The 13,087-nt window shown below is 33.5% G+C and carries 12 protein-coding genes; 9 read left to right on the top strand and 3 right to left on the bottom strand.

The annotated features are described in order from the left end of the window. The first annotated feature begins 31 nt into the window (after nt 1–31). The 8 genes from QBK95_RS06840 (at nt 32) to clpX (ending at nt 8,442) form a co-directional block, all read left to right on the top strand. Entirely contained in the window at nt 32–745 is a 714-nt protein-coding gene (locus QBK95_RS06840; protein WP_280931917.1) for a pyridoxine 5'-phosphate synthase, read from the top strand. 11 nt (nt 746–756) lie between these two features. Further along, a complete protein-coding gene (locus QBK95_RS06835) occupies nt 757–1,527 on the top strand; it encodes an alpha/beta fold hydrolase (protein ID WP_280931915.1) in 771 nt (256 codons plus the stop codon). Nucleotides 1,528–1,647: 120 nt separating this feature from the next. Further along, on the top strand, nt 1,648–2,901 hold the full coding sequence (locus tag QBK95_RS06830; protein WP_280931914.1) for an OmpP1/FadL family transporter: 1,254 nt from the start codon (nt 1,648–1,650) through the stop codon (nt 2,899–2,901). 8 nt (nt 2,902–2,909) lie between these two features. Next, nucleotides 2,910–4,493, top strand: a complete 1,584-nt coding sequence (locus QBK95_RS06825; RefSeq protein WP_280931912.1) for an SGNH/GDSL hydrolase family protein — start codon at nt 2,910–2,912, stop codon at nt 4,491–4,493. Nucleotides 4,494–4,588: 95 nt separating this feature from the next. After that, on the top strand, nt 4,589–4,936 hold the full coding sequence (locus QBK95_RS06820; protein WP_280931909.1) for a phage holin family protein: 348 nt from the start codon (nt 4,589–4,591) through the stop codon (nt 4,934–4,936). Between the two features lie 85 nt (nt 4,937–5,021). Then, nucleotides 5,022–6,344 (top strand): trigger factor, encoded by a 1,323-nt coding sequence (tig, locus tag QBK95_RS06815; protein WP_280931907.1) that lies wholly within the window; start codon nt 5,022–5,024, stop codon nt 6,342–6,344. Between the two features lie 101 nt (nt 6,345–6,445). Continuing rightward, the gene (gene clpP / locus QBK95_RS06810; protein ID WP_280931905.1) at nt 6,446–7,120 is read left to right on the top strand and encodes an ATP-dependent Clp endopeptidase proteolytic subunit ClpP; all 675 of its coding nucleotides are present in this window, start codon (nt 6,446–6,448) and stop codon (nt 7,118–7,120) included. An 89-nt stretch (nt 7,121–7,209) separates the two neighbouring features. Next, nucleotides 7,210–8,442, top strand: coding sequence for an ATP-dependent Clp protease ATP-binding subunit ClpX (gene clpX, locus QBK95_RS06805; protein ID WP_280931902.1), 1,233 nt, complete (start codon nt 7,210–7,212; stop codon nt 8,440–8,442). A gap of 132 nt (nt 8,443–8,574) precedes the next feature. Here clpX and QBK95_RS06800 read toward each other — a convergent pair whose 3' ends face one another. Both QBK95_RS06800 and QBK95_RS06795 read right to left on the bottom strand, forming a co-directional pair. After that, a complete protein-coding gene (locus QBK95_RS06800; protein WP_280931900.1) occupies nt 8,575–8,922 on the bottom strand; it encodes a hypothetical protein in 348 nt (115 codons plus the stop codon). A gap of 238 nt (nt 8,923–9,160) precedes the next feature. Next, the gene (locus QBK95_RS06795) at nt 9,161–10,693 is read right to left on the bottom strand and encodes a GH3 auxin-responsive promoter family protein (protein ID WP_280931898.1); all 1,533 of its coding nucleotides are present in this window, start codon (nt 10,691–10,693) and stop codon (nt 9,161–9,163) included. Nucleotides 10,694–10,817: 124 nt separating this feature from the next. Here QBK95_RS06795 and QBK95_RS06790 point away from each other — a divergent pair, with 124 nt between their 5' ends. Further along, entirely contained in the window at nt 10,818–11,612 is a 795-nt protein-coding gene (locus tag QBK95_RS06790) for a DUF2797 domain-containing protein (protein ID WP_280931897.1), read from the top strand. Here QBK95_RS06790 and QBK95_RS06785 read toward each other — a convergent pair. Then, nucleotides 11,609–13,063, bottom strand: coding sequence for a pyridoxal phosphate-dependent decarboxylase family protein (locus QBK95_RS06785; RefSeq protein ID WP_280931895.1), 1,455 nt, complete (start codon nt 13,061–13,063; stop codon nt 11,609–11,611). The two genes, QBK95_RS06790 and QBK95_RS06785, sit on opposite strands and share 4 nt — an antisense overlap. Nucleotides 13,064–13,087: the final 24 nt, after the last annotated feature.

The following is a 13,087-nucleotide window of genomic DNA, read 5'->3' as shown; positions in this document are numbered from 1 at the left end:
TTTGTTTTTTATTAAAGTTATATCAAAAACTATGACAAAGTTAAGTGTTAATGTCAATAAAATAGCAACATTACGCAATTCTCGTGGAGGGAATACTCCAGACTTACTTAAGGTCGCTTCTGATATTCAGGATTTTGGAGGAGAAGGAATTACTATTCATCCAAGACCAGATGAAAGACATATTAGATATCAGGATGCATATGATTTAAAACCTATTGTACATACAGAATATAATATTGAAGGAAATCCAATACCAAAATTTGTAGATCTTGTGCTTTCTGTAAAACCTACTCAAGTAACACTAGTTCCTGACGCAGTAGATGCGATCACAAGTAATGCAGGATGGGATACTTTAGAACACAAAGAGTTTTTGCAAGAAGTTATATCAGAATTTAGAAGAAATGATATTAGGACTTCAATTTTTGTTGACCCAGTTAAAAATATGATTGAGGGAGCTAAAGAAACAGGTGCAGATAGAATAGAACTATATACCGAAACTTTCGCCTCACAATATCATAAAGGAAACCTTGATTCCATTAAACCTTATGCAGCATGTGCTGAATTAGCAACAGATCTGGGAATAGGGGTTAATGCTGGTCATGATCTTTCATTGGATAATATTAAATTTTTTAAGGATAATATTCCTGGGTTGTTAGAAGTTTCTATTGGCCATGCATTGATAAGTGAGTCCTTATATCTTGGATTAGAGAATGTTGTAAATATGTATTTACATAAACTTAAATAATAGTTGGATAGATGAAGTTACATGCTAATGTATTTGGAGAAGGAAAACCATTTGTGATCTTACATGGATTTTTAGGAATGGGAGATAACTGGAAAACTCTTGCAAAAAAAATATCTACGTATGGTTATCAGATGCATTTGATAGATCAAAGAAACCATGGCCGAAGTCCTCATAGTGATACGTTTAGTTATGAGCTTTTGTCCTTGGATTTGGTGGAATATTGTAATAATAATGATTTAAAGGAGATAACACTCGTTGGACATTCTATGGGAGGTAAAACTGCCATGTTTTTTGCTTCAAAATATCCAGAAATGCTTAAAAAATTAATTATAGCAGATATAGGACCAAAGTACTATCCATTACATCATCAAGATATATTAGATGGGTTAAGTTCTTTGGATTTTGATATATTAAAGAATAGAGGAGCAGTGGATCATGCATTAAGTGGTTATGTGCAGGATGCAGGAGTACGCATGTTTTTAATGAAAAACTTGTTTTGGAAAGAAAAAGGGGAACTAGGATTGCGCATGAATTTGAATGGTTTGATTCAAAATGCTTCTGAAATAGGGAAAGAATTACCAGAGGATGCTAGGTATTTGGGTAAAACTCTTTTTCTTAAAGGGGAAAAATCTAACTACATAACAACGGATGATGAGAATCGTATATTAACGCAATTTCCTAACTCGATGATCAAAGAAATCTCTAATTCAGGACATTGGTTACACGCTGAAAATCCAACGGAATTTTTGGAGACAGTCTTAGAATTCTTAAAATTTAAATAAAAAATACTATGTATGCATAATATCTTAGTGAATTAGTTGTAGAACTAGTATTTTCTACTAAATTTGGTGCATTATTTTTAAAAATTCCTAAAAAAACAAAAAAAACAATTAGAATTTATTATGAAAAAACTACTATTATTAGTTCTATTCGCTTTGGTGACTTTGGTTACTTATGCAGGTGGATATAGAGTTAGTGTGCAAGGGCAGAGAGCGATGGCTATGGGGCACACAGGTGTTGCCGTGGTGAATAGTGCAGAGCTAGTATTCTTTAATCCAGCTGGTCTTGTATATTTAGAAAACAAGTTGAACGTAAGTGTTGGTGCCAGTGGTATTTTTACAGATGTAATTTATCAGAATTCAGAGCTTGGGATTTCTTCAGAAACTGATAGCTCTGTAGGAACTCCACTTAACATATATGGTTCTTATAAAGTTAACGATTGGCTAGCATTGGGTCTAGGAGTATATACTCCTTATGGTAGTGAAGTTACTTGGCCAACAGATTGGGCTGGATCTCATTTAGTTAATAATATTGAGTTAGCTGCAATTTATATACAACCAGTAGTTTCTATTAAACTTTCTGATCATTTTAGTATTGGTGGTGGACCTATTTATGTAACAGGTTCTGTTAACTTTAATCGTAATGCTAGTAGAACATTAACTGATATAGATGGTAATCGTTCAAATATTACTGTAGATGATTCTGGTGTAAGTAATTGGGGATGGAGTGTAAGTGCTATGTTTAATCCTACCGAAAATTTTAGATTAGGATTTAGTTATAGAAGTGAAATTATTCTTGAAGCCGAAGGTGGAGAAGCTACTTTTAGCAATTTCCCTAATTCTCCATTGTTACCAGCAAATGGAACTACAACTTTTGATGCAGAATTACCGTTGCCAGCAGAATTGTCAGTAGGACTTTCTTACCAGTTTCATAAAAAGTGGTTATTTGCATTTGATTATAACAGACAATTCTGGGATGTTTATGAATCTTTGGACCTTCAATTTGGTACAGGAGCAAGTTCTTTAAATGTTCGTAATTATAAAAACTCATCTGTATATCGTTTTGGTCTACAATATGATGCTACCTCTAAGATTTCATTGAGAGCAGGATATTATTTCGATGAATCTCCAGTTCGATCTGGATTCTTTGCTCCAGAAACGCCACGTAACGATTCTCAAGGATTTACGGGAGGTGTGAGTTTTGCAATTACACCAAAATTAGCAATTGATGCATCATTCTTCTATTTAAGATTTGAGGAAGTAAATGAATCATATGACTTTGCAGCTGATCCTGTATCAGGAGCGGTAACTTCTTTTGGAGGAACATATAAATCAAGCGCTTTTGCGCCAGGACTTGGTTTAACTTATAAATTATAATTTTGAAGATGAAAAACAATATAAAATATTTAGCAATTCTGGCATTAGGATTAGTAGCATGTGAGCCAGAATTTGATAATCCAATTGATGAAGCAGGAGTATATTCTAGTGGTGAAGCAGATTTCTCTAATTATGTAGCCTTAGGGAATTCTTTAACTGCTGGTTTTGCGGATAGCGCACTATATATTACTGGACAAGAAAATTCTTATCCCAATATTCTTTCTCAGCAATTTGCATTAGCTGGAGGTGGAGATTTTACTCAGCCATTAATGGCTGATAATGCTGGAGGAGCCTTATTAGGAGGAACACAGATTCTTAATAACAGATTTGTACTGGCTTTTGATGCAGAAGGTAATCCTGGTCCAGCAATATATACTGGAGCTGCTCCAACAACAGAAATTAGCAACGTTCTTAGTGGGTCTTTTAATAATACAGGCGTGCCTGGAGCAAAGAGTTATCATTTAGCAGCTCCTGGATATGGAAATGTTGCGGGTGTTACCGCAGGTTTAGCTAATCCATATTTTGTGAGATTTGCCTCTTCACCAGATGCTACGGTATTAGGTGATGCGATTGCACAAAACCCTACTTTTTTTAGCTTGTGGATTGGTAATAATGATATTCTTAGTTATGCCACTTCTGGCGGTGTAGGTGTCGATCATAATGTAACAGGTGAGATGAACCCTGCTAACTATGGTGGAAATGACATCACTAATAATACAACTTTTGCTGGTGTATATAGCCAATTAGTGGATGCACTTACTGCAAATGGAGCTAAGGGTGTGTTGGTTAATCTACCAAATGTAACTTCTATACCATTTTTTACAACTGTGCCTTTTGCGCCGTTAAGCCCATTAGATCCTAATTTTGGACCACAAATCCCAACGCTAAATGCAACATATGCAGGATTGAATCAAGCGTTTGCATTTTTGAATGTTCCAGAAAGATCAATTCAATTTTCTACAACTGCCGCAAGTGCAGTAGTGATCAAGGATGAATCTTTAATGGACATATCTGCTGCTTTGACTCAAGTTTTAACACCAACCTTTGGACCTTTAGCTCCGATATTAGGAGCTCAGTTCGGACAAGCTAGACAAGCAACTGCCAATGATTTGTTGGTGCTTACTAGTTCTGGTGTTATTGGTCAATTAAATATGGACAGATTTACAGAATTAGTTGGTGTTGGATTAACCCAAGAACAAGCAGGTCAATTTGCTGTAAATGGTGTTACCTGGCCTTTAGAAGATCAATATGTATTAACAGCATCAGAAGTGTCAGGAATCAATAATGCTCAGGCTTCTTATAATGCGACTATCCAAGGACTTGCTTCTGCGAATGGATTGGCATTTTATGATGCTGCTTCTGATTTAGTTCAATTAGCTAATGGAGGAATACCATTTGATGGAGGTATTGTTACTGATGCTTTTGTAAGTGGTGGTGGATTTTCTTTAGATGGTGTACACCCAACACCTAGAGGATATGCTATAATTGCTAACGGTATTATGGATGCTGTAGAAACAACGTATGGAGCTGTTTTACCAAGTGTTAATCCTGGAGATTACGGAACCGTAACACTTAGTAACGAAGTGAACTAGTTTTAAGAAACAATGTAATAAAAAAACCTGCTAATTTCTTAGCAGGTTTTTTTATTACATTGTTTTTAGTACTTTAATAGCTTAAACTAATACCTATGAAATTCGTATTAAAAATGATTCTTAGTGCCATTGCGGTGCTAGTGCTTGCCGAAATTCTTCCTGGAGTAGGAGTTGATAGTTACGTTAGTGCATTGATAGTAGCTGTGGTTTTGGCTGTTTTGAATGCTGTAGTTAAACCGTTGCTGATTATTTTTACGCTGCCTGTTACTATTGTAACTTTGGGATTATTTTTGCTTGTAATTAATGCTGCAATCATTTTATTGGCAGATCATTTTATATCAGGATTTAGCGTTAACGGATGGCTGTGGGCATTAATATTCAGTGTTTTGTTGTCGATGTTTCAATCGATATTATACTCTATTTTAAAGAAAGATAAAAGCTAACTGTTTTTCAGGAAGTTAAAACTTTGTTGAGTTGTAAAAAAGTATTACTTTTGCAACCCGATTTTTAGTACAAAAAGTAGAGATAATGAATATTTCAAAAGAGCAGTTAGACGAGTTAAATGCTGTAGTAACAGTAGACATCGCAAAAGCAGATTATAACGATAAGGTAGAAAACATCCTTAAAGATTATAGAAAGAATGCCAATATTCCTGGTTTTAGAAAAGGTCATGTGCCTATGGGCTTGGTAAAAAAACAGTACGGAAAGGCAGTTTTGGTTGATGAGGTGAATAAACTTTTGCAGGATGCATTAAACAAGTATCTTACTGAAGAAAAACTTGATGTTTTAGGTAATCCTTTACCAAAAGAACAAGATAATTTCAATTGGGACGCAGATGATTATTCTTTTGAATTTGAATTAGGTTTAGCACCGAAATTTGAGGTAAAACTTAATGGTAAGAAAGCAATTACTCATTATACTATTGTAGCTACTGATGAAATGATTGATAATCAAATCACAACAATCCAGAAGCAATATGGTAAACTTGTTGCAAAAGATGTTGCAGAAAAGGATGATTTGATTAATGGTACTTTTGTAAATGAAGAGAAGGAAATCAATAATCAAACTACGATTTCTTTGGATAAAATTAAAGGGAAGAAAAACTTAGATAAATTTGTTGGAGCTAAAGTAGGAGATGTACTTAAGTTCAAAACTAAAGGTCTTTTTTCTGATGATCATGATTTAATCAGTGCATTAAAGATAGATCATGATGATGCACACGATTTAAATGTAGAGGTTACTTTTACAATTTCTGAAATTAATACTCAAGAATTAGCAGATCTGGATCAAGATTTATTTGATAAGTTATATGGTAAAGATGGAGTAAAATCTGTTACTGAGCTTAAAGAAAGAATTAAGCAGGATGCTGATCGTCAGTTTGTACAACAGGCTGATCAACAATTATTGAATGACGTTACAGAGAGTGTTCTTGAAAATACTAGATTTGATTTACCAGTAGAGTTTTTACAAAAATGGATTCAAGCTACAGGAGAGCAACCTTTAACAGAAGATGAAGCTAAGGATGAATATGAAAAAAGCGAGAAAGGACTACGTTTTCAATTAATTGAAGGAAAAATTGTAAATGATAATAATCTTCAAGTAACCTTTGAAGAATTAAAAGCGTTTGCAAAAGATTTAATAAAAGGACAAATGGCTCAGTTTGGTCAAATGTCACCAGCAGATAAAGAGTTAGAAGATATTGCTGCAAGAATATTATCTAATCAGGATGAAGTAAAAAGAATTTCTGAACAGTTAATGAGTCAGAAATTATTAACTTACTATAAAGAGAATGTCAAACTGAAGGAAAAAGAAGTTAGTTTTGATGATTTTGTAAAAGAAGTTTACAAATAATCAACATATACTAATAAGGAATTTATACTTATATTTAGGGCGTTAAACCATAATTTGGTTAACGCCTTTTTTATAAAAATAAAATTTCAGAAAAAGAACATATGAATTACGGAAAAGAATTCGAAAAATACGCTACGCAGCATCATGGTATCAATAGTAATTACTATGATAAGATGATTACTAGTATGTATCCACAAGGGATGACTCCTAATATTATCGAAGAACGTCAAATGAATGTGGCTATTTTTGATGTATTCTCACGTTTGATGATGGATCGTATTATCTTTTTAGGTACTGGTATCAATGATCAGGTGGCGAATATTATACAAGCACAGCTTTTGTTTTTAGAAAGTGTTGATTCTTCAAAAGATATACAGATCTATATCAATTCACCAGGAGGTAGTGTATATGCAGGTTTAGGAATCTATGATACAATGCAATTTATAAAGCCAGATGTAGCAACAATTTGTACAGGTATGGCGGCATCTATGGGAGCTGTTTTATTGTGTGCTGGTGAAAAAGGAAAACGTTCAGGTTTACCTCATAGTAGAGTGATGATTCACCAACCATTAGGTGGTGCTCAAGGACAAGCAAGTGATATAGAAATCACAGCACGTGAGATTTTAACATTAAAAGAAGAATTATATCAGATCATAGCGAAACATTCTGGGCAAACTTACGACAAAGTATATGAAGATAGTGATAGAGACTATTGGATGAAAGCTGACAAAGCTCTTGAGTATGGAATGATTGATGAAATTCTTACAAGAGAATAGATGATAATTTTTAAATAGCAAATAATTAATTTGCACCCCTAGAAACAAGTCTGTCATTAGGATAGACAAATTTTTTGAACTAGATAATTATGCCGAAAGAAGATTTAGAATGCTCGTTTTGTGGTAGGAAGAAGCCAGAAACTAACCTGCTGATAGCAGGTCTAGATGCACACATCTGTGATCGATGTATTGTACAGGCTCATGGAATTGTTGTAGAAGAAGCTAGAGATGAAGAAACAGGAGAACTTAGCACTGAATTAATGCTTCGTAAACCTATGGCTATTAAGAAGTTTTTAGATGAATATGTGATCGGACAGGAATTTACCAAAAAGGTTATGTCTGTTGCCGTATATAATCATTATAAACGTCTTTTACAGCCTAATACCGATGATGATATAGAAATCCAGAAGAGTAATATCATTATGGTTGGTCAGACAGGTACAGGTAAAACATTGATAGCAAAAACCATTGCTAAAATGCTTAATGTGCCTCTAGCAATTGTTGATGCTACAGTACTTACAGAAGCTGGATACGTTGGAGAAGATGTAGAAAGTATTCTTACCAGATTATTGCAGGCTGCGGATTACAATCTGGAAAAAGCTCAGAGAGGAATCGTATTTATTGATGAAATAGATAAAATAGCTCGTAAAAGTGATAATCCAAGTATAACAAGAGATGTTTCTGGAGAAGGTGTGCAACAGGCTTTACTTAAATTATTAGAAGGAACAGTGGTAAACGTTCCACCAAAAGGAGGTCGTAAACATCCTGATCAAAAATTTATTGAAGTCAACACAGAAAATATTCTTTTTATTGCAGGAGGTGCTTTTGATGGTATTGAAAATGCGATACAAAAACGTTTAAATATGCAGGCAATGGGATTCAGTGCTTCTAAATCTGAAGATACCATTGAAAAGGATAATTTATTACAATATATCATTCCAAAAGATTTAAAGGATTTTGGGCTAATCCCTGAAATAATTGGTCGTCTTCCTGTGTTATCTCATATGAATCCGTTAGATACGCATACATTGAGAGCTATTTTGACTGAGCCTAAAAATGCTATTATAAAACAGTATAAAAAGCTCTTCGAAATGGATAATATTGAGTTTACCATTACTCCAGGAGCTTTGGATTACATTGTAGAAAGAGCGGTGGAGTATAAGTTAGGTGCAAGAGGATTACGTTCTTTATGTGAAGCAATTCTTACTGATGCGATGTATGAATTACCAGAGAGTGAAGAAACAGAATTGAGAGTGACTAAAGATTACGTAGAAAAGAAACTAAATAAGTCTACAATTAAAAAATTGAAGGCAGTTTCTTAATCTTAAGTAAACTTTATCGATAGATAATTAAAAAGCTCCTTGTGTTTTAGATACAAGGAGCTTTTTTAGTAAAAAAAAACACCTCTTAAATAGAGGTGCTCGTATATATTTTGATTGGTTAGTTAAGTTGTTTTAATCCTCTTCAGAATAAAGTATTTCATCTATTTTTCTGGTAATTATTTCTTCTGTATTTTTTATTGCAAGATCAGTACTGTTCTTAAGGTTTATTTTAAAATCGTTTTGAGATAATAAAGCTTCATAAAAAGCAACTTTAGATACCTCGCTATAACAGATTTTGTCTAGTTTAACTGTTTGGTTATCAGTATTAATAACAGTTTCTGATGCAGGCTTTTCTAAAAAATCATTATTTTCAGTAATACTTTCTTCTACTTGATTATCTATAATAGAAGTTTCATTCTCTTGCGCATTCATTGCAAGAGAAAAAGATATAAAAATAAAGCTGAGTAATAGATTTTTCATATTTTGGGACTTTGGGTATAGTTATAACTAACTGGTTACAAATTTAATACGAAAAAGAGGTGACAGAAAGAGATTTTTTATTTTTTAGATCAATCGTTTTTTTTAATCGACGAAATACTCATTTTTTGTCAAAAAATTCAATTTCTTACGCAATATTTTTACGGTAAAACCATAAAATAATCAAAAATTAAATGGGAATTTTGCTTGTAATCGTCAAAATCAAGCATTTAATGAATTGCTAAAGTGTGTAAGAATTTACTTTGTTAAGTACTACTAGTTCATCAATGTATTTTCTTGTATTAGATAACCTTGGAACTTTATGTTGCCCTCCTAATTTATCATTCTTTTTTAACCAATCATAAAATAAATTTGTTCTCGCAACATTGATTTTTAGCATGTTTAGTGTGGTATTGTTATACCTTTTAGCTTCATAATCACTATTGATGTTTTGAAGGTTTTGATCAAGAATTTTCGAAAACAATATGTGATCTTCAGGATGTTTTTTAAATTCAATCATCCATTCATGAGCTCCTTTTTCTCTTCCTTTCATAAAGATAGGAGCTGCTGTATAGTCAATAATCTCGCAGTTAGTTTCTTTAGTTGTTTTCCTAAGTGCTTCTTCGGCATTTTCAATAATAAGTTCTTCGCCGAATACATTAATATGGTGTTTGGTGCGTCCCGATACCTTTATTCTATAAGGATTTATAGAAGTAAACCTAACTGTATCACCAATCTTATATCTCCACAATCCTGCATTTGTGGTAATAATGACAGCATAGTTTTTACCAATTTCCACTTCACTTAGTGGAATTACTGTTTCCTTATTGGTGCCATAGGTGTCCATAGGTATGAACTCATAAAAAATACCATAATCGAGCATAAGTAGAAGTTCTGAGGATTCATTACGATCCTGTATAGCAAAGAACCCTTCTGATGCATTGTAAATTTCGTAATACCTAAAAGAATCTCGAGGAAGTATTTTTTTATACTGATCTATATATGGTTCAAAACTTACTCCTCCGTGAAAATATACTTCTAGATTATTCCAGATTTCAAAAAGTTGCTCTTGTCCTGTTGTTTCTAATACTTGATTTAATAATACCAACATCCAAGAAGGTACTCCAGCCAAACTAGTTACGTTTTCCTGCACGGTTTCATTTACAATTGCGATCATCTTGGTTTCCCAATCGCTCATTAAAGAAACTTCATTGCTAGGAGTAGAGCTATATTCTGCCCAAAAAGGCATATTATCTATAATTATTGCAGATAAATCTCCGAACGAGGTACCGTTTTCTTTGTATAGTTCTTTACTTCCTCCTAAGCGTAAACTTTTTCCTGTAAACAGTTTAGAGTTTTCATTATTATTAAGGTACATGCATAAAAGGTCTTTTCCTGCGGCATAATGACAATCTTCTAGAGATTCTTGACTAACAGGAATAAACTTACTTTTGGCATTGGTAGTTCCACTGGATTTTGCAAACCACTTAATTGGAGTTGGCCAATAAATATTATGTTCTCCAAGACGACTACGTTCAATCATTTCTTCATAATCTTCATAAGACCGAATAGGAACACGTTCTTTAAAAGTTTCGTAGCTATATATAGATGAAAAATCATATTGTTTCCCAACCTCAGTATTTTTGGCAGTTTCTAATAAAATGTGTAATAATTCCAGCTGTACCTCATTGGGGTACTTCAGGAAAAGCTCCATCTGATGAAAACGCTTTTTTAGAAACCAGCTGGCTATAGAATTAACTAAAGGGATTGGCATTTTTTGATGTATCTTTAGGCTGTAATTAGCATTAATATGATTGTGTGGTTGACTTTCATCGGAAACTAAAATAATAAAAATAATAACATTCTTTTTATAGATTTAACTTATAACTGAACTTTTTATGCAATATCAAGGAGTACTCACTAAAATGCAAACAGAGATAGGAAGCCCAATTCAATATTATTTGGTTTTCGAATCTGATTTTATTCATGTCAATCAATTATTGAATAAAACCTTAAGCATAAAATTTGTAGGGTATCAGTGTTTAGCTTGTGGCGAGAATAAAAAAATATACAGACAAGGATATTGTTATGATGATTTTTATAATCAACCTCAGGTAGGAGATTGGGTGATGCGTCCTGAATTAAGTACAGCGCATTTAGATATTGAAGATAGAGATCTTGATTTTGAAAAAAAAGCGCAACTTCAACCTCATATAGTATATCTGGCTAATTCAAGTAATATTAAAGTAGGTGTAACCAGAAAGTCTCAGGTACCAACCAGGTGGATTGATCAAGGAGCGCACGAAGCTATCGAAATTGTAGAAGTGCCTAATAGGTATCTTGCAGGTATTACAGAGGTAGCTTTAAAGGATCACGTTGCGGATAAAACCAACTGGCGTAAAATGCTCAAAAATGAAGTTGAAGATAAGAACTTAACAGAATACCGAGATCGTCTTAAGGAGTATATTCCTGATGAAGCAAAAGAATATTTTATAGCGCAAAATAAAGAAACGGAATTGGATTTTCCTGTATTAGCATATCCGAATAAGTTAAAAAGTTTAAACTTAGAAAAAACACCTGAGTACTCAGGTGTTTTGAAAGGTATTAAGGGTCAATATCTTATTTTTGAAGATGATACCGTTTTTAACGTTCGCAATAATGAAGGTTATGTAGTTCAATTAACCATGGTTTAGATATCGCTTTTCTGAGATAATATTTCATCTCCAAACACTTCACATTGTGTTATGGTTTCTTTAATATGTTGGATCGTAGTTCTTGGATTTATCAAACACATTCTTAATACAACTTGTCCTAGCAGAACTGTTGTCACTAACAATGCTTCTCCTGAATTAATTATTTTTTCAGAGATTTTCTGATTGATAATATCAATTTCTTTTTCAGATAGTTTCTGGTCGATAGGGTGATATCTATAATTTATGACCGCTAAGGTAGCTGGAGAGATAATTTCCCACTTAGGACTCTTTCTTAAGATGTCTTCTGTTTGTTCAGCTAATTCAATATTGTATTGTATCGCCTTTTTAAAAGAGTCTAGACCAAATGTTTTTAAGGACATATAAAACTTTAAGGCACGAAAACGTCTAGTTAGTTGGATTCCGTGATCATAAAAGTTGATTTCGGATTCATTGCCTTCTACATCTCTTAAGTATTCTGGTTTCTCACTAAAAGTTCCACTTAGCCAATTATGATTCTTTACCAATAAACATCCCATTTCATAGGGTTGAAAAAACCATTTATGAGGATCTACAGTTAAAGAATCCGCTTTTTCAATACCTTTTAATATTTCTTTTCCGTTGTTAGCCAATATAGCTGCACCGCCATAGGCGCCATCTATATGGAACCATAGGTTTTCGTCTTTACAGATTTTTGCAATTTCATCAAGAGGATCCACAGTTCCTGTATTTGTAGTTCCTGCAGAGGCAATCATACAAAAAGGTTCTAATCCTTGTAAACGATCTTTGGCAATTGCATTTTTTAATTTATTAAGTGATATTTTGAATTCCAGATCCGTAGGAATAATTCGTATCTGACTTTTTTTAAAGCCAATTACTTTTATAGCCTTTATATTTGATGAATGTGCCTGATCAGATAGGTATATCACTGCTTTAGAAAAATCATCTCCACATTTGATTCTTCTGGCGGTTACCAAAGCTGTAAGATTAGCCATAGAACCTCCACTTGTAAAAATACCGCCTCCAAGTTTTGTTCCGAAACCGAAAATATCCAACAACCAATTCATTGTCAAAATTTCTAATTCGGCGGCTCCTGGAGATGCCGCCCAACCACCAGAGAATATATTAAAGCCTGTGGCAATGGTATCTGCCATAGCACTTATATAATTACTTGGACCTGGTACAAAAGAATATGATTTAGGGTGTGATACAATAGTACTCTGAGGAATAACTTGCTCCATTACAAATTCCAGAACTTCATTGGCAGGGGTTGGTTGGTTTGGGATGCTTTCAGTTAATAGAGAGTCCATTTCTTCTCTAGTAGCAATAGCTACAGGTTTTTTAGTGTCCTGAGTTTCAAAATGCGCTACAATATGATCTATAATGGTATAACCATATTGTTTCATATCCTCTTTGGATAGCTCTAGTTTAGCATTTAGGTCGTCTTTTTTCATGGTGTCTTTTTTACCTACTTGATA

It is taken from the genome of Aquimarina mycalae (assembly GCF_029906345.1).
Taxonomy (GTDB): Bacteria; Bacteroidota; Bacteroidia; order Flavobacteriales; family Flavobacteriaceae; genus Aquimarina.
This window is presented reverse-complemented; position numbering and strand designations above follow the sequence as displayed.